The 26,764-nt window shown below is 49.3% G+C and carries 21 protein-coding genes; 20 read left to right on the forward strand and 1 reads right to left on the reverse strand.

Annotation, left to right across the window (positions count from 1 at the left end):
• The first annotated feature begins 78 nt into the window (after positions 1 to 78).
• The 18 genes from Q9R23_RS01915 to Q9R23_RS02000 all read left to right on the forward strand — a co-directional run bounded on the left by Q9R23_RS01915 (position 79) and on the right by Q9R23_RS02000 (position 22,621).
• Entirely contained in the window at positions 79 to 1,827 is a 1,749-nt protein-coding gene (locus Q9R23_RS01915) for a 2-oxoacid:acceptor oxidoreductase subunit alpha (protein WP_035398188.1), read from the forward strand.
• Positions 1,814 to 2,680 (forward strand): 2-oxoacid:ferredoxin oxidoreductase subunit beta, encoded by an 867-nt coding sequence (locus Q9R23_RS01920; RefSeq protein WP_023467707.1) that lies wholly within the window; start codon positions 1,814 to 1,816, stop codon positions 2,678 to 2,680. The genes Q9R23_RS01915 and Q9R23_RS01920 overlap by 14 nt, the downstream gene beginning before the upstream one ends.
• Before the next feature lie 99 nt (positions 2,681 to 2,779).
• Positions 2,780 to 3,868, forward strand: a complete 1,089-nt coding sequence (tdh, locus tag Q9R23_RS01925) for an L-threonine 3-dehydrogenase (RefSeq protein WP_214855275.1) — start codon at positions 2,780 to 2,782, stop codon at positions 3,866 to 3,868.
• The gene (locus Q9R23_RS01930) at positions 3,868 to 5,043 is read left to right on the forward strand and encodes a glycine C-acetyltransferase (protein WP_214855278.1); all 1,176 of its coding nucleotides are present in this window, start codon (positions 3,868 to 3,870) and stop codon (positions 5,041 to 5,043) included. Before tdh ends, Q9R23_RS01930 begins: the two co-directional genes overlap by 1 nt.
• Positions 5,044 to 5,188: 145 nt before the next feature.
• Positions 5,189 to 6,805, forward strand: a complete 1,617-nt coding sequence (locus Q9R23_RS01935) for an alpha/beta hydrolase (protein ID WP_214855966.1) — start codon at positions 5,189 to 5,191, stop codon at positions 6,803 to 6,805.
• Complete coding sequence (locus Q9R23_RS01940) at positions 6,802 to 8,256, forward strand: phytoene desaturase family protein (protein WP_214855281.1); 1,455 nt, start codon at positions 6,802 to 6,804, stop codon at positions 8,254 to 8,256. The genes Q9R23_RS01935 and Q9R23_RS01940 overlap by 4 nt, the downstream gene beginning before the upstream one ends.
• A gap of 124 nt (positions 8,257 to 8,380) precedes the next feature.
• Positions 8,381 to 8,668 (forward strand): hypothetical protein, encoded by a 288-nt coding sequence (locus tag Q9R23_RS01945; RefSeq protein ID WP_029341204.1) that lies wholly within the window; start codon positions 8,381 to 8,383, stop codon positions 8,666 to 8,668.
• 105 nt (positions 8,669 to 8,773) lie between these two features.
• The gene (locus Q9R23_RS01950) at positions 8,774 to 10,042 is read left to right on the forward strand and encodes a DUF445 domain-containing protein (RefSeq protein ID WP_311246318.1); all 1,269 of its coding nucleotides are present in this window, start codon (positions 8,774 to 8,776) and stop codon (positions 10,040 to 10,042) included.
• A complete protein-coding gene (locus tag Q9R23_RS01955; RefSeq protein WP_311246319.1) occupies positions 10,039 to 10,866 on the forward strand; it encodes a DNA-3-methyladenine glycosylase family protein in 828 nt (275 codons plus the stop codon). Before Q9R23_RS01950 ends, Q9R23_RS01955 begins: the two co-directional genes overlap by 4 nt.
• A gap of 112 nt (positions 10,867 to 10,978) precedes the next feature.
• Complete coding sequence (locus Q9R23_RS01960) at positions 10,979 to 11,416, forward strand: YlbF/YmcA family competence regulator (RefSeq protein ID WP_023467714.1); 438 nt, start codon at positions 10,979 to 10,981, stop codon at positions 11,414 to 11,416.
• 62 nt (positions 11,417 to 11,478) lie between these two features.
• Complete coding sequence (gene mutS, locus Q9R23_RS01965) at positions 11,479 to 14,010, forward strand: DNA mismatch repair protein MutS (RefSeq protein ID WP_311246320.1); 2,532 nt, start codon at positions 11,479 to 11,481, stop codon at positions 14,008 to 14,010.
• Positions 14,011 to 14,020: 10 nt separating this feature from the next.
• On the forward strand, positions 14,021 to 15,853 hold the full coding sequence (mutL, locus tag Q9R23_RS01970; protein WP_311246321.1) for a DNA mismatch repair endonuclease MutL: 1,833 nt from the start codon (positions 14,021 to 14,023) through the stop codon (positions 15,851 to 15,853).
• 432 nt (positions 15,854 to 16,285) lie between these two features.
• Positions 16,286 to 16,675 (forward strand): CidA/LrgA family protein, encoded by a 390-nt coding sequence (locus tag Q9R23_RS01975; RefSeq protein ID WP_214855291.1) that lies wholly within the window; start codon positions 16,286 to 16,288, stop codon positions 16,673 to 16,675.
• Positions 16,668 to 17,351, forward strand: a complete 684-nt coding sequence (locus Q9R23_RS01980) for an LrgB family protein (RefSeq protein ID WP_290755465.1) — start codon at positions 16,668 to 16,670, stop codon at positions 17,349 to 17,351. The genes Q9R23_RS01975 and Q9R23_RS01980 overlap by 8 nt, the downstream gene beginning before the upstream one ends.
• Positions 17,352 to 17,437: 86 nt before the next feature.
• Positions 17,438 to 17,977, forward strand: coding sequence for an AAA family ATPase (locus tag Q9R23_RS01985; protein ID WP_290755467.1), 540 nt, complete (start codon positions 17,438 to 17,440; stop codon positions 17,975 to 17,977).
• Between the two features lie 101 nt (positions 17,978 to 18,078).
• Positions 18,079 to 20,118 carry an ATP-binding protein gene (locus Q9R23_RS01990; protein WP_214855297.1) on the forward strand — a complete coding sequence of 680 codons (2,040 nt, stop codon included), beginning with the start codon at positions 18,079 to 18,081 and terminating at the stop codon, positions 20,116 to 20,118.
• 237 nt (positions 20,119 to 20,355) lie between these two features.
• Complete coding sequence (locus Q9R23_RS01995) at positions 20,356 to 22,185, forward strand: anaerobic ribonucleoside triphosphate reductase (RefSeq protein WP_251137914.1); 1,830 nt, start codon at positions 20,356 to 20,358, stop codon at positions 22,183 to 22,185.
• The gene (locus Q9R23_RS02000; RefSeq protein ID WP_035408815.1) at positions 22,157 to 22,621 is read left to right on the forward strand and encodes a 4Fe-4S single cluster domain-containing protein; all 465 of its coding nucleotides are present in this window, start codon (positions 22,157 to 22,159) and stop codon (positions 22,619 to 22,621) included. The genes Q9R23_RS01995 and Q9R23_RS02000 overlap by 29 nt, the downstream gene beginning before the upstream one ends.
• A 40-nt stretch (positions 22,622 to 22,661) precedes the next feature.
• Here the strand turns inward: Q9R23_RS02000 and Q9R23_RS02005 are convergent, their stop codons facing one another.
• Positions 22,662 to 24,134 carry a DHA2 family efflux MFS transporter permease subunit gene (locus Q9R23_RS02005; RefSeq protein WP_035408812.1) on the reverse strand — a complete coding sequence of 491 codons (1,473 nt, stop codon included), beginning with the start codon at positions 24,132 to 24,134 and terminating at the stop codon, positions 22,662 to 22,664.
• A gap of 162 nt (positions 24,135 to 24,296) precedes the next feature.
• Between Q9R23_RS02005 and Q9R23_RS02010 the strand changes: the two genes are divergently transcribed.
• Both Q9R23_RS02010 and Q9R23_RS02015 read left to right on the forward strand, forming a co-directional pair.
• Positions 24,297 to 25,205: a TetR/AcrR family transcriptional regulator gene (locus Q9R23_RS02010; protein WP_214855302.1), complete on the forward strand. Its 909-nt coding sequence runs from the start codon at positions 24,297 to 24,299 to the stop codon at positions 25,203 to 25,205.
• Between the two features lie 72 nt (positions 25,206 to 25,277).
• Positions 25,278 to 26,720, forward strand: a complete 1,443-nt coding sequence (locus Q9R23_RS02015; protein ID WP_311246322.1) for a SulP family inorganic anion transporter — start codon at positions 25,278 to 25,280, stop codon at positions 26,718 to 26,720.
• Positions 26,721 to 26,764 lie beyond the last annotated feature (44 nt).

Below are 26,764 nucleotides of genomic sequence, written 5' to 3' on the forward strand. Positions count from 1 at the left end.
CTACTTCCGGTAAATCGGTATCATGAGGGAGGATAGAGAGAACTATCATTTCAGGGGACAGAGAAGGAGCGAACGTCGATGTATAATCAGTTATCATGGAAAGTTGGCGGTCAGCAGGGAGAAGGGATCGAATCAACAGGCGAAATCTTTGCGATTGCCTTGAATCGACTCGGCTATTACCTGTATGGCTACCGTCACTTTTCGTCACGTATCAAGGGAGGACATACGAATAATAAGATTCGTGTCGCAACACAGGAAGTCCGGACGATTTCCGATGATCTCGATATTTTGGTCGCGTTCGATCAAGAGACGATCGACGTCAACTTCCATGAATTGCGTCAAGGTGCCATCATCATCGCGGATGCGAAATTCAATCCGACGAATCCGGACGAAGCACGCGCTTCCTTGTATGCGATTCCATTTACGGAGATCGCAGCTGATCTCGGTACGGCCTTGATGAAGAACATGGTCGCGATTGGTGCATCGAGTGCGATTCTCGGCATTGCACCAGAGCGTTTCCAAGCCGTCGTCGAACAGATTTTCGGACGAAAAGGTCCAGATATGGTCGAGAAGAACTTAGCAGCGATTCGTGAAGGAGCAGCAGCGTTTGAAGCTCTTGCAGGAGAGGGCGAACGGTTCGTCTTGGAACCGGCTGACGGAAAACAACGGATGTTCATGATTGGAAACGATGCAATTGCTCTTGGCGCGATTGCCGGTGGAGCGCGTCTGATGGCAGCTTACCCGATCACACCATCATCTGAGATCATGGAATACTTAATCAAGAAATTACCGCAGTTCGGTGGAACGGTCGTCCAGACGGAAGACGAACTGGCAGCGGTCACGATGGCAATTGGTGCCAACTACGCAGGTGTCCGTGCTTTGACGGCGTCTGCTGGTCCAGGATTGTCACTAATGGCGGAAGCGATCGGATTATCCGGGATGACGGAAACACCGCTCGTCATCGTCGATACACAACGGGGTGGTCCGTCAACAGGTCTACCAACGAAACAGGAACAGTCGGACTTGATGGCGATGATCTATAGTACACATGGTGAGATTCCGAAGGTCGTTTTGGCACCGTCAACGGTCGAAGAAGCGTTCTACGATGCAGCAGAAGCATTCAATATCGCAGAGGAGTATCAATGCCCTGTCATTCTATTGACGGATTTGATGCTGTCGCTCGGAAAACAATCGGTTGAACCACCGGATATGTCACGCGTTGAGATCCGTCGCGGGAAGTTGATCCAGGAAGACTTACCGGAACTTGAAGGAAAAGCGTACTTCAAACGCTACGAAGTGACGGAAGATGGAATCAGCCCACGTGTCATTCCAGGCGTCAAGCACGGAATTCACCACGTAACGGGTGTTGAGCACAATGAGGAAGGGCGTCCGTCGGAAGCGACGAAGAACCGGGTCGATCAAATGACGAAGCGACTTCGTAAGCTGAACACGTTCCGCTTACAGGATGCCGTTCTCGTAACGGAGCATCATGCAGAACCGGATATCTTATTCGTCGGTTTCAACTCGACACGTGGAACGATCGAAGAGATCATGCCACGACTCGAAGCACAAGGAATCAAGGTTGATCACTTGCATATCCGTCAAGTCCATCCGTTCCCAAGTGAGCTCGTCACGCCGCACTTAGAGCGGGCCAAACGAGTCATCGTCGTCGAGTACAACGCAACGGGACAACTGGCGAAGCTGATCCAGATGAACTGTGGACATGCATCGAAGATCGAGCATATCCTGAAATTCAATGGCGACCCGTTCTACCCAGCAGAGGTCGTCGAGCAGGTCGTAGGAGGGGTATATCATGGCAACCTTTAAGGATTTTAGAAATGATGTCAAACCAAACTGGTGTCCAGGGTGTGGAGACTTCTCGATTCAAGCAGCGATTCAGCGTGCTGTCGCGAACGTCGGTCTCGAGCCAGAAGAGTTGGCATTGATTTCCGGGATCGGCTGTTCTGGTCGGATTTCCGGTTATATCAATACGTATGGCTTCCACGGCGTTCATGGACGATCCCTTCCGATCGCCCAAGGTGTTAAGATGGCGAACCGCGAATTGACAGTCATCGCGTCTGGTGGCGACGGTGATGGATTTGCGATCGGCATGGGACATACGATTCATGCATTCAAGCGCAATGTCGACATGACGTACATCGTCATGGACAATCAGATTTACGGCTTGACGAAAGGACAGACATCACCTACTTCTGCACCTGGATTCAAGACGAAATCGACGCCAAAAGGGTCGATCGAAAAGAGTGTTTCACCGGTTGAACTCGCCTTGACGGCTGGTGCGACGTTCGTTGCCCAAAGCTTCTCGAACGATTTGAAGGGCTTGACGCAACTGATCGAGCAAGCGACGGCACATAAGGGGTTTGCGTTCATCAACGTCTTCAGTCCGTGTGTCACGTTCAACAAGGTCAATACGTACGATTGGTTCAAACAGAACTTGACGAAGCTGTCCGACATCGAAGGATACGATCCGTCGAACTTGGATCTTGCAAAACAGACCGTTCATGCTCACGACGGACTCGTCATGGGATTGATTTATCAGGATGAAACACGTCCTGATTACCAGTCACAAATCGACGGCTATCAAGAATCAGGTCTCGCATATGCGGATCTTGAGCTAAACGAAGAAACATTCGGTAAACTAGCGGCAGAATTCATGTAAGATAGAGGAAAGATGTGTTTGGTTTTTTGGGGATGCTAAACATTTGGAAGTTCGCCACATATACATAAACGCGAACTTCCGCGAAGGAGTCGGGGAAAGATGACGAAATTAGTAACGACGGTAGAAGAGACGGCAACGACGAAAACGATGCGTGCACTCGTCAAAGAAGAGCGCGGATTCGGTGCGGCACTGAAAGAAGTACCGGTACCCGTACCGAGTCGTGGGGAAGTCTTGATTCGAGTCGAGGCAACATCGATCTGTGGAACGGACGTGCATATCTATGAGTGGGATGCGTGGGCAGCCTCGCGTGTCAATCCGCCGTATGTCTTCGGTCACGAGTTCTCGGGCGAAGTCGTCGAGCTTGGAGAAGGCACGAAACGCTTGAAGCTCGGTGATCGTGTCTCGGCGGAGACGCATATCGTCTGTCATCAATGTAAACAATGTCTTCGTGGACAATATCACATCTGTAAGAACACGAAGATCATCGGTGTCGATACACAAGGCTGTTTTGCGGAATACGTTGTCATGCCGGAAGAAAACCTTTGGGTCAACCCGGAAGATATGCCAGCAGGGATCGCTTCGATTCAAGAGCCAATGGGCAATGCCGTCCATACGGTACTCGCGAGCGATGTCAGCGCGAAAACGGTCGCAATCGTCGGTTGTGGTCCGATTGGTCTGATGGCAGTTTCGGTCGCAAAAGCAGCCGGTGCGGCGGAAGTCGTCGCAATCGACGTCAATCCATATCGTCTTGAACTCGCACGGACGATGGGGGCGGATGTCGTCATCGATTCACGTCATGACGATGTCTTGGAGCGGATCGAGCGCATGACGGACGGGGATGGAATTGATGTCGTCTGTGAGATGAGTGGTCATCCGGTTGCGATTCGTCAAGCCTTCGAGATGGTGACAGCAGGTGGAGACGTCAACATCCTCAGTCTGCCGGTCAAACCGGTCGAAATCGATTTGACGAACCACGTTGTCTTCAAAGGCGTCCGGGTTCAAGGCATCACCGGTCGGAAGATGTATGAGACATGGAGTCAGGTTTCTGCTTTCTTATCAAGTGGAAAAGTTGATGTCCGACCGTTGATTACACACACGTTGCCGCTTGAGCGGTTCGAAGAAGGATTTGAATTGATGCGTCAAGGGAAATGCGGGAAAGTCGTATTACAACCAAGGGGGACGAATTAATGGGATTTGAACACTTACGGACAGAACTAGAAGAGATGAAACAGGCGGGCACGTTCCGCAACCTCGTAGCACTTGAGAGCGCGCAACATAACCGCGTGACGATCAATGGTAAGGAACTCATTCAACTGTCGTCGAACAACTACCTCGGACTCGCCGCACATCCACGTCTTGCTGAACAAGCAGCGGAAGCAGCGCGCACGTTCGGTGCTGGAACAGGATCGGTTCGGACGATTGCCGGGACACTCGAGATGCACCAAGCATTCGAACGGGAACTTGCGACATTCAAGCACACGGAAGCAGCACTCGTCTTCCAGTCTGGATTCGCCACGAATTTAGGTGTCTTATCGGCACTGCTCGGTCCGGAAGACGTCGTCATCTCGGATGAGTTGAACCACGCTTCGATCATCGACGGGATTCGTCTGACGAAAGCGAAACGCCGGATCTATAAACACGTCGACTTGGCGGATCTTGAAGCGGCCTTACAAGAAACACAAGACGCGCGGACGCGCCTTATCGTCACGGACGGTGTCTTCTCGATGGACGGAAACATCGCACCACTTCCAGAAATCGTTGAATTAGCCGAGCGTTATGACGCACTCGTCATGGTCGATGACGCTCATGCGTCAGGTGTGCTTGGGAAAGCGGGACGCGGTACGGTCAATCACTTCGGTCTTGACGGACGTGTTGCTCTTCAAGTTGGTACGCTCTCAAAAGCCATCGGTGTCCTTGGCGGATACGTCGCGTGTGAACAGCACGTCAAAGATTATCTGATCCATAAAGGACGTCCGTTCTTGTTCTCGACATCACATCCACCAGCGGTCGTCGAAGCGAACCGCGAAGCACTCCGCGTTATGGAAGAAGAAACGGTACTTTTCGAACGTCTGTGGGAAAACACGGAATTCTTCAAACAAGGACTCCGGGATCTTGGATTCGACATCGGCACGTCGACGACTCCGATCACACCGGTCATCGTCGGGGATGAAGCACGTTGCCACGAATTGTCGGATCGCCTCCGTCAAGAAGGTGTCTTCGCTCAAGGCATCGCCTTCCCGACGGTCGCAAAAGGAAAAGCACGTGTCCGGACGATCGTGACGGCGGAACATACGCGTGAAGATTTAACGACGGCTCTTGCAGCTTTCGAAAAAGTCGGTCGTGAATTAAACTTGATCGGTTGATATCGATCACGGACGAACCAGGTCCGCATACTTTCAGGCAGCGGATCAGCGATCCGCTGCCTGAAGTGCGTCATGACGAAAGAATCAACGTCGACCGTTTTTACTTTTGCGAGATAGGGAATAACAGATGAGGAAAGGATGTGACCTGATGAGTACGAAGAAGAAAGGGATTTTGCTCTCATTTTTGATGCTGACGCTGCTCCTTGGGGGTTGTATTCGCATCCAATATGATGCGACGATTCATACCGATCAGAGTGTCACCTTAAAAACGACATATGCCGCAAAGGAACACCCAGTAGCGCGTTTACTGAACCTAAATCCGAATTGGAATAGTTATGTCAAACAGGCAGAAAAGAACGGCTATGCGGCGAAAACGTTCAAGACGAAGGATGACTATGAAGGGATCCGGATGCAGAAGACATTCGCGAACTTCAAGGACATGACGTCGATCAAGGACGAATGGAAGACAGGTATCGGAGGGATTCTCATTCCACCTGATACGAAGTTCGACATGAAAAAATCGGACGGATTTTGGTTCGATACGTATCGACTGGATACGAACATCGATCTCAGTATCGATCGTTTGAATATCAAAGGCTATCAACCGACGGGACAGGTCAAGAAACTCGCCGACCGGTATATCCGTCAAGCCGATATCGAGATCAAACTCCACGGTCCGAAAGTGATCGGTCTCCAAAACGGAGAAAAGATCGACTGGTCGAATTATCATGATGTGTCATGGAAATTATACGGAACGAAAGCCAACCAGCTACAGTTGATTGCGTATGTACCGAATCCGACAGGTTGGATCATTACCGGTATCGTGTTATTAATCGGTGTCGGATTATTGCTCTACTGGGTCTTTCACCGTGTCCGCCGTTTGCGCCGGCAACAGTTGAAGACGATTAGTATCTCGCTCCTCGTCTGTTTGATCGTTGGGGGAGGCGCGTGGTGGGTGTTCGCGGAGGATACGTCGAGTGCGCCGCCACCAACGCGTCAGATCGTCACACAAGGAAAGAGTGAAATCGTACCGACGTTCCTCGTCCACGGGCTATTCGGGACGGAGCGGACGTTCGTGCCGATGATTCAAAACTTCACGAATAAAAAAGTCGCCGATGATGGTGGTCGATGTGACGTGACTCGTTCCGGAAAAGCGACTTGTAGCGTCACACCCTCGCCGACCGGCTACCCGCTTGTCCGAATCGTCTTTGCAGACGACGAGGCGAGCCTTGCCGATCAACAAAAGTGGTTGAATGCAGCGATTGCTGCGTATGATGCGAAACAAAAAGCGACCTTTTCCGATATCCAGCTCGTCGGTCACAGCATGGGTGGTGTGGATGTCGTCGCCTATACGGTCCAAGAAGAGATGCCGTATCACGTCCGAAAAGTCGTGACGCTCGACTCACCAATCGCTGGTTCCGATTACGCAAAACTCGGGTTGACGCTCGCACCGCTTGGCACGAATACGAACAGTCCCGCCATTCGTGATCTCGCGAAGGGCTCACCAGCGATGAACAATTTAACTAAGCGGCTCGAGACATGGCCACGCGATGTACTCGTCTATTCGTTTGGTGCCAAAGGAGGCGATTTCAATCTGATTTCGTTAAAGAGTTCCTTTGCACTCGAGAACTACACGGATAATATCCAGACAAAATCGTATAAATATGATCACTTCACGATTCATCGCCGGGAGCCGGTCTTCCGCGAAATCCGCAATTTCCTATTTAAAGAAAATCGGGTCACGGAGGAGGAATCATCATGAAACACGTCGTCATCGTCGGCGGAGGAATTGCAGGTTTAACGGCTGCGGCTCTGATCGCACAAGAAGGACATACTGTTACCGTCCTTGAAGGAAGCCGTGAATGGGGGGGATCAGCCGGGAAGTTCACGCGCCGGGACCTGACGTATCCAGTAGGGGCGACACTCGGAATGGGGTTTGAGCCCGGTGGTATTCATGCCCGTGTTCTTAATCATCTTGGAGTGACGCATCAGGTCGAGTCGCTCGACGTCGTCATGACGATTCGCATCGCAGGACGGACGATTCATTATTATCAGGATCGTGCTGCGTTTCTAACCGAATTGACATCACATTTTCCAGAGCAGGCATCGTCGATTCAGGCTTTCTTTGCAGAAATCGAGCAGATTTACGAGGTGATTCGTCCGCTAATGGCAGAACTTCCAGCATTACCACTTCAAGATCCAGCAGACGTCCGGCGGTTAGTCCGACATGCGAAAAGTGTCGTCCTTTTACCGTATTTTCCGCTGACGATTGGTCATCTGTTACGAAAACATGAACTAGCGGATACGTTGTTCGCACAAGTGATCGACGGGATCTTGCTCGACAGCATGCAGACTGGGCAGGAGGCCTCAGCTTTACTAGGAGCCGTCGCCTTATCGATTTATCATGAAGGTGCCTATTATGTTCCGGGCGGCTTGTACCGACTGGCTGAGCAATTGAAAGAGACAGCAGAGGCGAGCGGGGCAACCTGTCTCCTTGGACGGAAAGTCACGTCGATCCGAAAGACATCAGATGGATTTTTGATCGAGGATCGCCGAGGACGCTTGATGCTTGCTGATACTGTCATCTGTGCGGTTCCGCTTGAAGGCATCCGAGAAGTCGTCAGCATGGATATGCGACGAACATTACGACGAACGTACCGACGACAGGAAAAATTACAGCAATGGGCGACCTTTACGTATTATGCGGCGATTCCAGAGGCGCTCATTTTGTCTGACGAAGCATTCCGGCAAGTTCATGATACGTCCTTACCTTCAGGTCATGCCTTCATCTCGCTGTCCCGTCCGGATGATCGATTACGTGCACCAGTTGGTCAGCGGACGCTGACGATGTCATGCCATGTTCCGATTGGTACGTTTGATAAGACGAACCGCAAACGTTACGACGGACAAGTCGAGACGATGTCGGCGATCTTCGAAGCCATTCTCGAACAGCAGTTTCCGGGTTTTAGTCAACAGGCAATCGAACGCCATCCGGGTGGACCAGGTGCATGGGTCCGCTATACGTTCCGCCCGGATGGTGGAGTCGGTGGATATCCGCAACGTCCGAGTACGAGTCTCCTATTCGCGGCACCGTTTCGAACAGGTGTCGATCATTTCTTTGCAATCGGCGATACCATCTTTCCGGGTGCTGGAACGATCGGTGCGACGACGTCTGCGATCCATGCTGCCCGACAGTTTGGAGTCAGATTGTGAGAAATCGTCGTAAACTGATGAAAGAAGCGACGCATCTGTCGCTTTTTTCACATTTGAGGATTATGATGAGGAAGAGTCGGGAACATGATATCCATGAACAAAAAGAGAGAAGGAGTGAAGAACCATGGAGACATTCGAACAAAAATGTCAGTCGTTCATTCAGGAACGACGACCTGAAGTCGGTCCGATTCAATTCGAGTCGGCGCGTACGTTTCTCAATGCACGCGGTTTAAGTGTCTACGAACGGATTTATCAAGGGAAAGAAGAAGTCCGATTAGCGTTCGTTGAACAGACGAATGGTCAACAACTCGTTTCATTAATGGAAAATACATTCGGCAACGGACTGGTCTATTTTGTCTCAACGGCAACCGCGACATGGGATGGCGACCGTTTTGGTGAATACACGTTTTAAGTACATAGGGAGTCCCAGTCGATGACTGGGGCTCTTTCGTGTCGAAACCTAATCCTTGTCCCGTTCGTAAGGTAGATAAGTGACTCAGTTGAAGGAGGAAACGATGTGTCATCATTTGAACAACCTAAAACATCGACACGGCGGCTTGCAACCGTTTCGTTGATTTTCATGGCGGTCGGATTCGTCGTCTCATTGCCATTTAAAGAAAATGCGTGGGTCTTTTGGCTCCAGAGTGGTTTTGAAGCCGGACTCGTCGGTGGGGTTGCCGACTGGTTCGCGATCACGGCGCTGTTTCGTCACCCGCTTGGATTAAAGATTCCCCATACGAACCTATTGCCGAAAAATCGGGAACGGGTCATCGAATCGATTGTTCATATGCTCGAGACGGATTTACTGAACAAAGAAAGTATCGTTGCGAAGCTGCAACATATGACGCTTGCAGATCGTGTCATCAAAATTTTACGTTCGATTCTGGTCTTACCTGCCTTTCGAGCAACCGTCACCGAGCTGTTGATGGGTTTGATTCGGAAACTACCGAAAGAGGCAATTCTTGAGTTTGCGAATACACGGGTGACGGAGACGATCAAAGCGTATCCGTCCAAACGGCTGGCGGTCCGGGCGATGGAGTTGAATGAGGAACGTCGACTCGACGAGTGGCTGATGGATCAGTTACTCGATTACGGCCAACGTCTTCTCGAAGATCCGATCATTCGCGATCAGATTGGCCGCCTTGCTTATACGGCGATGATTGACCAAGAAAAGAATACGTTTTTGCGGGTGACGGCGCGAACCGTCCAAAAAGTCTATTCGGAAGAAAAACTCAGTCTGGTCATTCAAGGCGTCTTGTTGACGGTCATTCAAGATATGCGACACGTCCATCATCCAAATCGACTCGCGATTCTCGATCATCTGCGTCGTAACCTGGCACAGTTGTCGATTGATGAAGAGCGTCTCGCGAAAATCGATGCTTGGAAGGCAAGTGAGGTCGACCGGTTTGACTTCTTTCCGGTCATTGAACGTGCCTATGACGCTGGTCTGATCGAGCTCGAACGCTATTTGACGTCAGACGCTTTCTGGACGGAACGGGCGATGCCGATGCTTTCGCGCGCTTTAGACGACTGGGAACAGCATCCGACGTTCAAGGATAGCAGTGATCAGTGGATGAAGGAGCAACTCGTGCGTTTCGTCGAACAAAATCACCAAAAAATCGGCGGACTCGTGCGCGAGAACTTAAATCGGTTCGATACCGAGACACTGATTCACATGATCGAGGATAAGGTCGGCAGTGACTTGCAATGGATTCGTGTCAACGGGGCATTGTGTGGATTCATCATCGGTTTGATTCTCGGTGCGATCAAGGTGTTCGTCGGATGAGCCGGTGGACATATGATCTGACGTTGTCGGAAGCATTGGATTTTAAAGGAATCGTATCTCGTTTGACGGAAGACCCGTTACAAATCGAACAGGATGGGCGACTCGTCGTTCCGGTCTTCGTCAACGATCAGGCATACATCACGATGATGGAAGCCATCGACGGTTATACGTTACGGATTGACGGTTCAGGACCGCAAACAGCGGTGCTGACGCAACTCAATCGGCGCTTTCGACTCAACGAGCCGAATCCTGCGCAGCGTCTCAAGACGACGTCGTTACATGCGATCGTCGAACAGTTCGGCGACGAACGGCTCGTTCTTGATCATTCACCGTTCACGGCCTTGATTCGTTCGATCATCCATCAACAAATCAATCTGTCGTTTGCGCATACGTTGACGGAACGTGTCTTTCGGACATTCGGAACGGTCAAGGATGGAATCATCCTACCGCCGACACCGCGCCAACTAGCGGCAGCGCGTCGCGAGGACTTGCTCGCTCTGCAACTATCAGGACGTAAAGTCGATTATCTACTCGGGGTAGCAACAGCAGCGATTGATTATGATGCATTGACGTCAGCGACCGACGCAGAAATCGCTGAGACGTTGATTGCACTGAAAGGTGTCGGACCATGGACGGTTCAAAACGTCCTGATGTTCGGGTACGGTCGTCCGGATCTTTTCCCTGCATCGGACATTGGAATATTACGGGCTTTTGAACGATTACTTGGATATCGACCGACAGTAGAAGAAGCGACGCGACTGGCAGAGGAATTCGCTCCTGTTCGCAGTCACGCTGCCTATCTATTATGGCGTTCGATTGAATAAGGAACTATTCTTGTCACTCTATCGTCAGAACGGTATAATGAATGCGATAGAACGAGGAATCGTTCAGAAATGCTAAGGGAAGCGACGTGTTCGCTAACGATAGAGGGGACGAATGTGGATGTATACAGATGAACAAATCATCGAAAAAGCCAATGAAATCGCCAAAATGATTTCAGAGACACCGGAAGTAGAACGATTCAAAGCGGCAGAAGCCAACATCAATGGGAATGAAAAAGTCCAAAAGATGATGAAACAAATCAAGTTCCTTCAAAAAGAGGCAGTCAACTGCCAACATTACGGCAAAACAGAAGCACTCGCACGTGTCGAAGCGAAGCTCGATAAATTGTTTGCTGAGCTCGATGAGATGCCTGTCGTCCAACAGTTCCAAGAAACGCAAGAAGAAGTCAACGGACTTCTCCAATACATCACGGTGACGATCTCGAACGGGATTACGGATCAAATCATCGAAGCGACGGACGGAGATGTTCTTGCAGGTAAGACAGGTAGCGGCATGGAAGCAGAAAACAAAAGCGGCGGTTGCGGCTACTAATCACGAAATGAACGAAAAGCCGACGGACATCCGTCGGCTTTTTCGACGAATGAGGTGGAAGAATGGAAGCAGTACACAACACACCGATGATGAAACAATACTTCTCGATCAAGGCGGACTATCCGGACGCTTTCTTGTTTTATCGGCTCGGTGATTTTTATGAATTATTCTTTGAGGATGCCAAAAAGGTCGCCCATGAACTGGAGTTGACGTTGACGGCGAAAAACGGTAAAAACGCGGAGCATCCGATTCCGATGTGTGGCGTACCCCATCACGCAGCGAACGGCTACATCGAACAGTTGATCGAGCGTGGGTATAAAGTGGCGCTTTGTGATCAAGTCGAGGATCCAAAGTTGACGAAAGGACTTGTCAAACGCGAAGTCATCCAAGTCATCACACCGGGAACGTTGATGTCCGCTTTAACGGAAAAAGAAAATCGTTACTTAGTTGCAGTCGTTGAACAGGACGGTCGCTTTGGGATTGCCAGAGGAGATGTCTCGACGGGTGAGAGTGCCTTGACAAGCGTTGCGACACTCGATGGTGTAATCAAAGAATTAAGCATTATCTTGCCACGGGAAATCATCGTCACGACAGAGGAACATGAGACGGCACTTGCGTCCTTACGGATCCCGCTGACGCGCAGTTCACGACGCGAGACACATCCACATGGAGATCGCGCGATTGATACAGCCCAAGCGGAAGCCTTTGCGGTCCTCTATGCCTACATGCACGATACACAAAAACGAGCGTTGACACATCTGCAACCGGCCGTTGTCTACGAAGCGAGCGATTTCATGCAACTCGAACCAAATACGGTCAAAAATCTTGAGCTCGTCCGCTCGGCACGGACAGGAGACAAAAAGGGTTCGTTGCTTGGTCTACTTGACGTGACAGGTACAGCGATGGGTGGACGGATGCTGAAACGCTGGCTGGAAAAACCGTTGTTATCGGAGCGCGTCATCACGGAACGGCTCGACGCTGTCGAGGAACTGTTGCAGCACTATTTCGAGCGTCAGCAATTAAAAGATACGTTACGGGAAGTCTATGATCTTGAGCGACTCGTCGCAAAAGTCGGTTACGGAACAGCGTCAGCGCGTGATCTCGTTCAATTGAAGTCGACGTTGCGATTGATTCCCCGTATTCAATCAGCACTTGAAGAGATGATGAGCGAACGTCTCGGTCAACTTAGTCTCGGACTCGATCCACACGACGAATTGAGCGATCTACTCGATCGTGCGTTCGTTGAAGCCCCACCGATCTCAACGAGAGAGGGCGGCATGATCAAGTCCGGTTATTCACCAGACCTCGACGAGTTACTTGTTGCTTCAAAAGACGGTAAGACGTGGTTAGCGACGCTTGAAGCAAATGAACGAGCAGCAACCGGCATCAAAACGTTGAAGATCGGTTACAACCGTGTCTTCGGCTATTACATCGAGGTCTCGCGTGCAAATGCCAAACTGTTACCGGAAGGACGGTATGAACGGAAGCAGACACTCGCTAATGCTGAGCGTTATATCACACCGGAATTGAAGGAAAAAGAAGCGTTGATCCTTGGTGCGGAAGAGAAGAGTGTCACGCTCGAGTACGATCTCTTCTGTGGAGTGCGCGATGAAGTCAAAGGACATATCGAAAGCTTACAACGCGTCAGTCGCCGGATTGCGGAACTCGACGTCCTCGTCGCACTGGCTGAGATTGCCGAAACACACGACTATGTCCGACCAATCACGACGACGGGACGAACGGTTGATATTCAGCAAGGGCGTCACCCGGTCATCGAGACTGTCTTACCGCGCGGCGAATATGTTGCGAACGGGATCACCTTAAACGAAGGACGCGAGATGCTGTTGATCACTGGACCGAACATGTCCGGTAAATCGACCTATATGCGACAGTTCGCCTTGATTTCCTTATTGCATCAAATCGGCTCGTTCGTACCAGCTGCTCAAGCGGAACTGCCGATCTTCGATCAAATCTTCACGCGGATCGGGGCGGCAGATGACCTTGTCAGTGGACAGTCGACATTCATGGTCGAGATGGTCGAGACACAAGAAGCGTTGACGCGCGCGACGGACCGGTCGTTGATCCTGCTAGATGAAATCGGTCGCGGGACCTCGACGTACGACGGGATGGCACTCGCACAAGCGATCGTTGAACACATCGCCCGGCACGTCGGGGCAAAGACGCTATTTTCGACGCATTATCATGAATTGACAGTGCTCGAAGAATCGATTGATCGATTAGCGAACGTTCATGTCCGCGCCGTCGAACAAGAGGGACGCGTCGTCTTCTTGCATGAAGTACGCGACGGAAAAGCCGATCAATCTTACGGAATCCATGTCGCGCGTCTAGCTGATTTACCAGATAGTCTGATCGAGCGGGCGCAAGTCCTCTTGTCCGAGTTCGAGCAGGCTGAGCCTGTTCCGGTCGCAGCACCTGTAAAAGCCCCTGTTCAGGAGGAGCCGATTGATCAACTCAGTCTGTTCTCAGAAGCGGATCCTCTGCGAGAGACGATGGCTAGTCTTGATTTAATTAATATGACGCCACTCGAGGCACTGAATACGCTATACCGTCTACAAGCTGAAGCGAGAAAGTGAGGAGAATGCAGTGGGAATCATTCGTGAATTATCCGATAGTTTAGCGAACCGAATCGCGGCGGGAGAAGTCGTCGAACGACCGGCATCGGTCGTCAAGGAACTGGTTGAGAATGCACTTGATGCCGGTGCGACCCAAATCGATGTCGAACTCGAAGAAGCCGGAATGAAACGGATGACGATCCGCGACAACGGACATGGGTTTTACCCGGATGACGCCGAACTGGCTTTCGTTCGTCATGCGACGAGTAAGATTAAGGACGAGCATGACTTGTTCCGAATCAAGACACTTGGTTTTCGCGGAGAGGCACTTGCCTCGATCGCATCCGTTAGTAAAGTGACGTTGAAGACGAAACGCGAGGACGCAGAAGGAATTCAAGTGACGCTTGAGTACGGGACGGTCGTAAAGCAGACACCAGCTGCCATGAACCGAGGAACGGAATTGACGGTCGAACATCTATTCTTCAATACACCGGCTCGTTTGAAATACTTGAAGACTACACATACGGAGCTTGCCGCAATCACGGACGTGTTGAACCGAATGGCGTTCGCCCATCCGGACGTCAAGCTTCGGGCTACCCATGAAGGGAAGACGCTGATTCAGACGAACGGATCGGGAGACGTCCGGCAAGCACTGGCGAGTGTCTACGGTCATCAAACGATCCAAGGGACGTTGGTCGCTAAGGGAGCGAATGCCGATTATCAACTGACATGTCATCTCGTCAAACCGGAAGTGACCCGTGCCTCGAAGAATTACATCACGTTGATTCTTAATGGACGTTCGGTCAAAAACTTCGCCCTGACGCAAGCGGTCTTGAACGGTTACCATACGCTCTTACCGATTGGACGGTATCCGATTGCGGTCATTGAGGTGACGATGGATCCACTCCTGATTGACGTCAACGTCCACCCGGCGAAACGGGAAGTTCGTCTCTCAAAAGAGATGGAGCTCTGTCAGTTGATTCAAGAGACAATCAAGATGACGCTCAGCCGAGAGACGTTGATTCCGAAGGTGACGCCACCGAAACCGAAAAAGGATCCGAGTAGTCAAGAGAAACTCGATTTTTCTTACGTCGCGGAACCGGTCGAGGAGACGTCATCGCGAGCAGTCTGGAATTATCCGATTCCGAAAAAACCGCAAGAGGACGATCGACCCTTTGTAGAGAAACCATTGCCGTTTAGTAACGAGGATGATCTATTCGAGCCCATCGCACCGGTCAAGCAGGACGTTGTCGAACCGATGGAAGAATCTCACGCGCGTCCGCGCTTTCCACACCTCGACGTCATCGGACAACTTCATTCGTCCTATATCGTCTGTGCCGGAGAAGACGGGATGTATATGATTGATCAACATGCGGCTCAGGAACGGATCAAATACGAGACGTATAAAGTCATGTTCGGTCGACCACCAGAGCAACGGCAGCAATTGCTCTTACCATATACGTTTGAAATCTCGTCAGATGACATGAAACGAATGGAGGAAATCCTTCCGTTACTAAAAGACGTCGGCATTGAATTCGAAGCGTTCGGTCCACAAAGCTTCATCGTCCGAGAAGTTCCGACGTGGTTCCCGTCCCATCGACAGGAAGAGACGATTCAAGAATTACTCGATGAGGCATTGATGAAACGGAAAATCGATCTTGAGACGTATCGGGAAGATGCCGCCATCATGATGGCATGTAAGAAATCGATCAAGGCGAATCATCCGTTGAACGATGAGATGATGCGTCGGTTGATTGATGATTTAGCGAAGACAGAGATGCCGTTCACGTGTCCACACGGACGTCCGGTCATCATTGAATGGACGACGTATGAACTCGAGAAGTTATTCAAACGGGTCATGTGATCAAGAAGAGGAGTCGATCCCATTCAGGTGTCGTCTCAGATTATAGAAAAGGGAGCTGACTCAAAAGTTAGTTTCTACAAAGAATGACGCGTCATACGCAACTCCTACAGGAAAAAGCGCATTTATGCGCTTCAGAGACAAACAAGACCAGCTTTCCTGCTTGTATAAAGTAGGAAAACTGGCTTGTGTCTCGCCTGAGGAAAGTGCGTGAAAAGACGCGTCATTCTTTTTTGGAGTCAGCCTCTTTTTCGTTCGTCTCGAATCATTTATTGTACTGATACACGATTGAGTAATTTTTTGTTTGTTCTAATACAAAAGAAGTGTGTTTTTTCATGAGAACGGTTACTTCGGTTGATTAACCAAATTTCATTGATTGTTAAGGAAAAGAGGCGGATAATAAGACCCGAAACTGTTAACAAGGGGACCTTTATCATGCTGTCACGCGTTATGCGTATTATTCAAATCATTGCTCAAATCGCACTCATTTTTTGCTTTTCACTCAGTGGGGACTGGGTGAGCGAAACCTTTCAATTACCATTACCAGGTAACATCATCGGCTTGATTCTACTGTACCTAGCGTTAAAAAGCCGTCTGATTCCGCTTGTGGCCGTCGAACGGGGCGGGACATTTCTTCTGTTCGTCATGCCATTGTTCTTTGTTCCAGCACTATCCGGAATCATGGATTATACGGCATTTCTCCGGACATCCGGTTTACAGATCGTGTTGATCGTCGTCGTCAGTAGCCTTCTGACATTAGTCGGATCAGCGTACATCGTCGATCGTTTAGCACACCGAAAAGAGGCGGTGACACGACATGAATGAGGCACTGTTTTGGATCATTCTGACTATTTTATTGTTTAGCGTAGCGATGTTCCTCTATCAACGTCATCCTCGAGTCTGGACGTTACCAATCCTGACGGTAACGGCAATTTTGATCTTAATTCTCGTCTATTCTGGAGTCTCACACGCAGAATACATGCAAGGTGGACAATATCTATCGAAGATGCTTGGTCCGGCAATCACGGCATTTGCGATTCCGCTCTACCGCGTCCGGCATCAAGTTCGGCGTTTTCTACCAGAAATCGGACTTGGTGTTTTGCTTGGAACCTGTATTGCAATGAGTTCAGATCTGTTACTCGGTCTGTTGCTTCATCTCGAGCGGACGACGAACCTTGCCTTGTTACCGAAATCGGTCACGTTACCCGTTGCTTTAGCGATCTCACAAAAAGCTGGCGGGACGACGACGCTGACGGCTGCCTTCGTTTTATTGACCGGATTGACAGGATCAATCGTCGGACCAAAATTAATGACGGGCTTGAAGATTCGGCACTTCGTCAGCCGTGGAGTAGGCTTGGCATCGATTGCCCACGTCATGGGTGCGACGAAATCGATGAGTCTTGACCAGCGCGAAGGGGCGGTCGGTCTGTTGACGATGGTCTTGACGGCGGTCTGTGCCAGCGTCATCGCACCGTTTTTAATCACATGGTTATATGGATAAACACTCTGTTTTTTTCAACGGAGTGTTTTTTGTAGCCGATTGAAACTTGTCGACCGTTTTAGCAGTATAGTACAACAGAAAACAGGGTGGAGGAGAAGAAGATGATCATTTGGATTAACGGTACGTTTGGCGTCGGGAAAACAACGGCAGCAACTGGGTTACAAAAGCGCTGGAGCGGATCACACATCTTTGACCCGGAAGAGACAGGTTATTTTCTACGGGCGCAACTGCCGGAAAACAAGGACGATTTTCAAGATGAGCCGTTGTGGCGCACGTTTAACCGACAGCTCCTCGAGCAGCTCGATACGGAAAAGGCGCGTATCATCGTGCCGATGACCTTGACGAACCCGGCATACTTTCAGGAAATCATCGGCACGTTACGAGCGAACGGTCATGACGTCCGTCATATCGCATTGATGGCGAAAGAGACGACTGTCAAACGCCGGCTAATTAGCCGCTTCGAGCGTCCGAACTCGTGGGGCGGTCAACAAGCGGAACAACGATTACGGCAATTATCCGATCCGCTGTTCAGTCAACAGATCGAGACGGATGATCTGACGAAAGGGCAAGTCATCGATGCGATTGCTCTCGTGACTGGGATTGGACTCTCGCCTGCCCGATCGTGAAGGGTTCAAGAAAGAGGTTTCCGGAAATCATTAGATGATAATACATGAGGAGGAAACCATCTTGAACGAAGGGCAATATACTGCTAGGAGGATTTATGAACATGAAACACTGGATGACTGAGAAGTTAGGCAGACAGTTGATGGCAATTTTTTATAGTGTCTTTGCACTAAGTGTCATCACATCGGTTGCCAGTTATTTATACGTGGACAATGCAGACGGTCGGACGAAAGAACAGGTACTCGACCAGTTACAAAAGACACAATGGTTCTGGTTTTTGAACTTGATGGTTTTTTTATTTTGTCTATTGTTCATCGTCCGTCCATTGATTCATCGGGTGACGTCACAGCTCCGCGAATTGAATGTCAAAAGTCGTCGTCTTGCGGAAGGAAAGTCGATTTCGCTCGAGCATGATGTCGACAGCCATAATGAAGTCGGTCAATTGACGGCATCGTTTTACCAGATGGCACGGTCGATCTCATCACAACATGCGGAATTGTCAGCAAAGAATCAAGAAATGGAACACAATCAGGAAGTATTGAAGCAAAAACAGAATGAGCTTGAGCGTGCCTTGGAAGTGACCCGGACAAACGAGTTGCATCTACAAGATCGGAATGAATTAATCGAAACGCTTGCGTCAAAGGAGAGTTTATTTGATTACTCGTCTGTCATCAGTACGATCGTCCGGTTGACGAAGACAGAGTTCGGGGCATTGTTATTGATTAAGAATAATGAAATCGCGCAAGTCGTTCCAAAAGAAATGACGGAAGAACAACAAGAGAGTCTGAAGACGGAGTCGTTACTACTAAAGCGAGTCATGATTTCAAAGGAAACGGCACATTCCTCAAAAAAGGTCGCGAACGACGATCTGATCAAATATCCGTATCACGTCTATGAAGGTGTCATTCCGATCATGGATCCGGCAAAAGAAGAATTGATTGCCTGTCTCTATCTAGCACGGTTTGACGCACCATTCAATCAACAGGATTTGGCGGAACTGGAATCGTTCTCGAAACAGATTGCGATCTCATTGATGCGAATGTCACTCTACGAACAGATGGAATACGAACGAAAAGAGACAGCACAACTGCTGAATTCCGTTCGGGAAGCGATTCTTTATATCAAACATGAGGAAAAGACGATCTTAGGGAATCAGGCATTATTTGATATCTTCCAGTCGTTACAGGTCGAGGAAGACAATGACTCGATGACGTTTCTTGAAGTCCGACCAGAGACGATGTTCGAGCAGATGGACCAGAAAGAAGCTTTTGAAGCGTACTTTGAAGAAGTTTTATCGGGTGAGATCCCTGAGGGCATGTTCTCTTTGTCGATCGACCAGGGTGAATATTTCATTCAAGTTTATGCCGAAGCGATCGCGCATGGAGAACAGTCGAAGGGAACGATCCTCGTCTTTCGTGACGTCACGGCTGAGACAGAGGTTGATCGGGTCAAATCAGAACTCGTCTCGACGGTTTCGCATGAACTTCGAACACCGCTCTCTTCGATTTATGGCTTTACGGAGCTCATGTTGAAACGAGATTTGGATCCCGAGCGGAACAAAAGGTATTTGCAGACGATTCACGATGAATCAAAACGTCTGACCAATCTTGTCAGCGACTTCTTGAACGTCCAGCGGATGGAGTCAGGAAAGCAAGAGTATGATAAACAAATCTTTGATTTGAAAGAAATCGTCAAGGAACAAATTCAGTTTTATCAAGCAGCGACGGAACAACATAGTCTGCAGCTTGATTTGAATGACGAACAGGACTTTATGGTCGAAGCAGATGCGAACAGTATGAAACAGCTACTTGGAAATCTATTGAATAATGCAGTCAAATACTCACCGGACGGTGGGGATGTCGTTGTGACGCTGACCCATCAGCACAATCAGATTGAACTCAGCGTCCGTGATTTCGGAATCGGGATTCCGAGTCATTCGATGCCGCATCTATTCAGCAAGTTCTATCGTGTCGATAACTCAGACAGCCGAAAAATCGGCGGAACAGGTCTTGGATTATCGATTTGTAAGGAAATCGTTCGAGCACATGATGGCAACATCGAAGTCGAATCGATCTTGGGAGAAGGGACGGTTTTTCGGGTCAAGTTACCAAGTGCGACGGACGCGTTACTCGAAGCAGAATAAGGAGAAGGAGAGGCAAGCTAATATGCCTCTTCTTTTTTTGTCGTTTTTCGTGTGAGATTCGTCCAATTCAGGAGATCGGCTAAAATGTAGAAGAATCGGGCTTTTACGCAATAAACCGAACAGATTGATGACAAAACGGCTGAAACAGTTGAAAAAATCGTAAATTGTGCAGGGATTGCGAACGTTTCTGAACTCTCGCTATAGTGATTACAAAAAAACATGGGAGGAAGAAGAATCATGGAGAGCTTAGAAGCGTTACTCACACCACCGCAAGAGATCGAACAAGAGAATGCAAACATTGATGGCAAAACACCACTTGCGAAGTTACAACGGATTGCTGGGGAAGCAGCACGGCAGATGATGCGACGACATCTCGAAGCGGATGTCTTGCAGGCGCTTGACGACAACATTTTGTATATTCATGACGCCGATTATTATGTGACTGGGACGACGACTTGTGCCCAAATTCCGCTCGGTCAGTTACTCTCAAACGGATTTCAGACAACGCACGGTTCGATCCGTCCGGCGCAAGACATTCGTTCTGCCCTCGCCCTTGCGGCAATCATCGTCCAGGCGAATCAAAACATGCAGCATGGCGGACAAGCCTTCGCAACCTTTGATGATGATTTAGCGCCGTTCGTTGAAAAGACCTATCAACGGGAATGGACGAAACTAAATGACCTCGTTCCGCATTGGAAGCGGCGTAAGCGGGAGCGACATGCATGGCAGGAGACGTATGAAAAAACGTTTCAAGCATGTGAAGCATTCATTCATAATACGAATTCGATGCATTCGCGCGGTGGTGGACAGGTTCCGTTTTTATCCGTCAATTACGGAACGAATACGACGCAAGCAGGGCGGCTATTCCAGCGAGCCTTGCTAACAGCGACGGAGCGTGGACTGGGCAAGGGTGAGACACCGATTTTTCCGATTCAGATCTTTAAAGTCAAACAAGGCGTCAACCTGTCACCGACAGACCCGAATTACGATTTGTTTCAGCTTGCTACCCGCGTGACAGGAAAACGACTGTTTCCGAATTTTGCGTTTCTCGATGCGCCATTTAATCGCCAGGAGCAACCAGGAAAAGCAGAAGTCGCGTATATGGGATGCCGAACCCGTGTATTCGAGGATCGTGGAGACATACCGTCCGTCACAGGTCGTGGTAATTTATCCTTCACGAGCATCAATCTCGTCCGTTTGGCACTCCAGAGTCAAACCGTCGATCAAATGTTCGAAGTCGTCCAAGATACGACAAGACTTGCATGCCGGCAACTCATCGCACGGTATGAGTTCCAGGCAAGTCGAACGGCTGACGAGTTTCCATTTTTATATCAACACGTCTGGAAAGACGGTGAGACGCTAAGAAATAAGGATCAGGTAGGTCCGGTCCTCAAGCACGGGACGTTGGCGGTCGGCTTCATCGGTCTCGCGGAATGTTTGACCGTCCTGACGGGGAGTCATCATGGGTATTCCGAACTGGCACACCGGATTGGTCTTGCATTGATTCAAGCGATGCGGACGGTAGTCGACGATTTTGGCGAACAGACAGGGTTGAACTTTAGTTTACTCGCAACTCCGGCCGAAGGATTATCCGGTAAGTTCACACGTCGCGATGTCAGTGACTTTGGTGAGATCGAAGGAGTGACAGATCGACCGTATTATACAAATTCCTTTCACATTCCTGTCGATGCGCCGGTGACGATCCGTGAGAAGATTCAACTCGAAGCCCCGTTCCATGCATTATGTAATGGCGGTCATATCACCTATGTCGAGACGGATGGTGCGCTTGCTGGAAATCCGGAAGCAATCGAAGACATCGTTCGTTTAATGGCGGAGGCTGGAATCGGTTATGGATCAATCAATCATCCCGTCGATCGTTGTCTTGATTGCCGAACAGAGCAGACGATCGAGGATCAATGTCCGGTTTGCGGGAGTGGATCGATCGAACGCATTCGACGGATCACCGGATATCTCGTCGGTACGCTGGACCGCTGGAATGAAGCGAAACGGGCAGAAGAGCAGAATCGGGTGAAACACGATGTTACGGGTCCTCTCGCTTCTTCCTGACTCCGTCGTCGATGGTCCCGGTTTACGAACGGTGTTATTTCTTGCCGGTTGTCCGCATCACTGTGCCGGCTGTCATAATCCGTCCTCCTGGGATCCTGCAGGTGGCGTAGCTTGGACAATTGACGAGACGGTCGCGCGGATTCAAGCAACCGGTCACCGGCGCCTGACGCTATCCGGTGGGGAACCGTTGTTACAAGCAATAGCGCTCTATCGGCTACTAGAACGACTCGGACCAGACTATGAAGTGATCTTGTATACGGGCTATGTGTTGGAAGAGATCATTAAGCACCGAGAATGGCACCCCTTGTTACGCCGACTAGATGGATTGATTGATGGTCCGTTCATCCTATCGAAACTTGACCGAACGACAAGCTTTCGGGGGAGTACGAATCAACGAATGTATGATCGACAGCATTTAAACAAACGTTTGGATTAGACAAAAACTCCCCCATCTTTTTAGACAGGGGAGAATCAAATCATGCATATTTTTGTTCTTGATCGACGGATTCGACGACTGCGAGTGTCGTTGTCCGTCGTTTTTTGATGAAAAACGATAAAATCAAAGCAGCAAGTGCGAGTAACGTCGCGATGAAGAACGTATCATTGATTCCTTCGATCATCGCCTGCATCTGCAACCATTCCGGATTTGCAGCTTCAGGTTGTGAAGCGAGTTCCGGAACGTGGTGTTTCGTCCGCGATGTCATGATCGTCACGAGCAGACCTGAACCAATCGCACCCGATACTTGTGACAACGTGTTGTTTAATGCCGTACCGTGAGGTGTCAAATGTTGTGGAATATGATTCAATCCGTTCGTCATGACCGGCATCATGACCATCGAGATTCCAAGGAAACGTAACGTATACATGATGACGAGGAACGCGTATGACGTATCCGCAGCTAGCTGACTGAATGAGAACGTCGTCAAGACCGTCAGTGATAAGCCGATGATGGCAAGGATGCGAGCACCAAATCGGTCGAAGAGACGACCTGTGATTGGTGACATGATCGCCATGACGATCGCACCCGGTAACATCAAGAGACCAGAGTGAAATGGTGAGATGCCACGAATTGTCTGGATGTAGATCGGCATCAAGATCATCGCGGAGAACATCGACATGTTCAAGACCATTGAAATCCCTTGCGATAAAGCGAACATCGGATAACGGAAAATCCCGAACTCAAGCATCGGTTCTTCGAGCATGAATTGACGTATAATGAAGGAAGTCAAACTGATTACACCGATGATCAATGATCCGATGACCGTCCAAGATCCCCATCCGGCAGAACCGGCGGAACTAAATCCATACAACAAACCACCGAAGCCGAAGCTTGAAAGGACGAGTGAGAACAAATCGAGCTTAAGTGAACTTTGAACCGTCTCTTTCTTCAATAAGAAAGCACCCGTGAAGAGTACGAGCAATGCGATCGGTGTGACGAGATGGAACAACATCCGCCACTCATAATGTTCAAGAATCCACCCGGACAATGTCGGTCCGATTGCTGGAGCGAAGGTGATGACGAGTCCGAAGATTCCCATCGCTTGCCCACGCTTTTCAATTGGGAAACCGGTCAAGAGAACGTTCATTAACAGTGGCATCATGATCGCAGAACCCGACGCCTGCATCATGCGCGCACCGAGTAGAAGCGGGAAGATGTGTGCTTGTCCGGCGATAATCGTTCCGAGTGAGAACAATGTCATCGCCGTCAAGAACAGTTGGCGCGTTGAGAACTTTTGGACGAGGAATGCTGACGTCGGAATCATGATTCCATTGACGAGCATATATCCCGTCGTCAACCACTGGGCGGTGCTTGCCTGAATACCGAACGATTTCATGATCGATGGTAAGGCGATGTTGAGTAACGTCGAGTTTAGGACCGCAACGAACGCACCTGCCATGAGGACAGCTAAAATTAAATAAAGTCGTGATGATTGCTTGCTTGATTGCATTTCGTTATGCTCCTTTTGTACTACGAGTCTAAAATGTTAGACTTGAATTCTATGACTGACTTGGCTATCTTACCAGCAGAAGTCGAATGAGTTCAAATTATTTGCTTTATACACTAAAATAAGTGGTTGTCGAACCAATTATGAACAGAAAAGGACAAGACCATGAATCCAAAAAAGAAACAATTATTAGATGCTGCCTATCAACTATTCGTCGAAAAGGGTTATCAATCGACATCCATTCAGGATATTCTCGAACACAGTAACGTTTCTAAAGGGACGTTCTATAATTACTTCTCCTCTAAAAACGAATTATTCATTGATGTCTTTAATACCGTCTTTGAAAAAATGCGGATCGCGCGTAAGGAAATTCTTGTCGGACGGGATGTCTCGGATTACGAGACGTTCATTCAACAAGGAAACTGTTATTTGGAATTGATGCAAAAATATAAACTATATACATTGTTCGAAGAGGCGATTGCTTCAAATGAAAAAGAACTCAAGACGTTCATGGAAAACAATCGTCTTCTTGAGATCGAGTGGACGTTCGAACGATTACGTGATTTATTCGGTCAGACGAAGGAACCGTACCTTCTAGATTTAGCAGTCATTTATACGGGGATGTTGCAATATGCAATGTACTTCTTCCGTCAATCTGAGCCGAACACTCAACCGGAACGGGTCGTCCGCTATGTGTTCAATCGGTTGACGCATCTCGTCGAAGACGTTAGTCGGACGGAGGAACAGTTGATTCCGCCACGATTCCTATCGGTCTGGCTCGATCGTCCACAAGATGAAGTCGTCATTCGGAAGGATTTATTCGAAAAGACGAGCGAACACATGAAGCGTTTGATCACCTTGTCTTCGATTTCCGAAGAATCGAAGGAAGCACATGAAGAAGTTCTCGATTTCATCTATGAGGAATTGCTCGAACGTAAGAAACCGAAAATCCATCTCCTGCGCCGGGCACTCGAGACGATGGATGAAGATCCGGTCTTCGCGGGCCAGGAAATCATGGCGACTTATAAAACGATGGTCGATGAGATTGCCCGCATTCGGACCAAAAATTCCTAAAAAGGTTGCTTTTTGGAACTAATCCAATTACACTGAGATCATTCATGTTAGAAAAGGGGTCTCAATCATCATATGTTTACTCAATGGAAAAAAGAGTGGTTCTTGCAACCAAAAGCGGATTTGTTGTCCGGAATCGTCGTTGCCTTAGCACTCGTCCCGGAAGCAATCGCGTTTTCGCTGATCGCTGGTGTCAACCCGATGGTTGGGCTATACGCTTCCGTTATCATTGCAATTGTCATCTCGATTGCTGGTGGTCGCCCTGGAATGATTTCGGCTGCGACTGGCGCGATGGCACTCGTCGTCGTTCAGCTTGTCAAAGATCACGGTGTTGATTATCTGCTAGCTGCCGGTATACTTGCCGGAATTCTACAAATCACGTTCGGCTTTTTAGGAATTGCCAAGTTATTACGATTCATTCCTCGAGCTGTCATGGTCGGATTCGTCAATGCGCTCGCCATTCTGATTTTTTCGGCGCAATTGCCACAGTTCGAAGGGCAAAACTGGATCATGTATGCGATGGTCGCCGCGTCACTCGCCATCATCTTGTTATTTCCACGGGTCACGAAAGCGATTCCGGCACCACTTGTTGCGATCACGATCATGACGGTATTAACAGTCGTCTTTTCGCTTGATACCCGTGTCATCGGGGATATGGGACAAATCGAAGCGGCGTTACCAAGCTTCTTCTTGCCAGATGTCCCGTTCTCACTCGAGACGCTTCAAATCATCTTCCCATATGCCTTGTCACTCGCATTCGTTGGTTTGATCGAATCGTTACTGACAGCACGAATCGTTGATGAAATGACGGATACGACGTCGAACAAAGCGATGGAATCGCGCGGACAAGGAATTGCGAACATCATCGCCGGTATGTTCGGTGGAATGCCAGGTTGTGCGATGATCGGGCAATCAGTCATCAATGTCACATCCGGTGGACGCGGTCGCTTGTCGACGTTGACAGCAGGTGTGTTTTTGATGCTATTGATGTTCACGATGAACGATCTATTGATGACGATTCCAATGGGAGCGCTCGTCGGCGTCATGTTCTTCGTCTCGTATGCGACGTTTGACTGGGGATCATTCAAGATGCTCAAGACGTCACCGAAAAGTGATTCTGCGGTCATGCTCGCGACCGTGCTCGTGACGGTATTGACGCATGACTTATCGATGGGTGTCCTTGTCGGGATTTTGCTTGCAGCGTTATTATTCGCGTCAAAAATTTCTCGCATCCAAGTCGAGCGCAAGGAACAAACAGAACGAGTCCGTTATACGATCCGTGGACCGTTATTCTTTGCGTCGACGACTGCATTTGCGGAACAGTTCCAGCTCGATGCTGATCTATCATCGATCATCACGCTCGATTTCTCAGCGTGTCACTTATTTGATGATTCAGCCATCGAAGCGATCGAGAACGTCGTCTTGAAATATGAACGACTCGGCAAAAAAGTCGAACTTGTTGGATTAAATGAAGAGTCTCAGGCTCTTGTTGATCGATTAGCGCAACGGATTGCATAATGAATTTTATCAAAGGGGTAGCATTCCTAGGTACATGGGAATGC

Origin of the sequence: Exiguobacterium sp. BRG2 (genome assembly GCF_031844245.1) — a bacterium.
GTDB lineage: Bacteria > Bacillota > Bacilli > Exiguobacteriales > Exiguobacteriaceae > Exiguobacterium_A.

Bases quoted from the DNA above. Each gene is read 5' to 3' on its own strand.
- mutS (WP_311246320.1), top strand. From the start codon at position 11,479: ATGGAAGCAGTACACAACACACCGATGATGAAACAATACTTCTCGATC.
- Q9R23_RS02010 (WP_214855302.1), top strand. From the start codon at position 24,297: ATGAATCCAAAAAAGAAACAATTATTAGATGCTGCCTATCAACTATTC.
- Q9R23_RS01960 (WP_023467714.1), top strand. From the start codon at position 10,979: ATGTGGATGTATACAGATGAACAAATCATCGAAAAAGCCAATGAAATC.
- Q9R23_RS01980 (WP_290755465.1), top strand. From the start codon at position 16,668: ATGAATGAGGCACTGTTTTGGATCATTCTGACTATTTTATTGTTTAGC.
- Q9R23_RS02000 (WP_035408815.1), top strand. From the start codon at position 22,157: ATGTTACGGGTCCTCTCGCTTCTTCCTGACTCCGTCGTCGATGGTCCC.
- Q9R23_RS01945 (WP_029341204.1), top strand. From the start codon at position 8,381: ATGGAGACATTCGAACAAAAATGTCAGTCGTTCATTCAGGAACGACGA.
- Q9R23_RS01975 (WP_214855291.1), top strand. From the start codon at position 16,286: ATGCTGTCACGCGTTATGCGTATTATTCAAATCATTGCTCAAATCGCA.
- Q9R23_RS02015 (WP_311246322.1), top strand. From the start codon at position 25,278: ATGTTTACTCAATGGAAAAAAGAGTGGTTCTTGCAACCAAAAGCGGAT.
- Q9R23_RS01990 (WP_214855297.1), top strand. From the start codon at position 18,079: ATGAAACACTGGATGACTGAGAAGTTAGGCAGACAGTTGATGGCAATT.
- tdh (WP_214855275.1), top strand. From the start codon at position 2,780: ATGACGAAATTAGTAACGACGGTAGAAGAGACGGCAACGACGAAAACG.
- Q9R23_RS01995 (WP_251137914.1), top strand. From the start codon at position 20,356: ATGGAGAGCTTAGAAGCGTTACTCACACCACCGCAAGAGATCGAACAA.
- Q9R23_RS01930 (WP_214855278.1), top strand. From the start codon at position 3,868: ATGGGATTTGAACACTTACGGACAGAACTAGAAGAGATGAAACAGGCG.
- Q9R23_RS01920 (WP_023467707.1), top strand. From the start codon at position 1,814: ATGGCAACCTTTAAGGATTTTAGAAATGATGTCAAACCAAACTGGTGT.
- Q9R23_RS02005 (WP_035408812.1), bottom strand. From the start codon at position 24,134: ATGCAATCAAGCAAGCAATCATCACGACTTTATTTAATTTTAGCTGTC.
- Q9R23_RS01940 (WP_214855281.1), top strand. From the start codon at position 6,802: ATGAAACACGTCGTCATCGTCGGCGGAGGAATTGCAGGTTTAACGGCT.
- Q9R23_RS01915 (WP_035398188.1), top strand. From the start codon at position 79: ATGTATAATCAGTTATCATGGAAAGTTGGCGGTCAGCAGGGAGAAGGG.
- Q9R23_RS01955 (WP_311246319.1), top strand. From the start codon at position 10,039: ATGAGCCGGTGGACATATGATCTGACGTTGTCGGAAGCATTGGATTTT.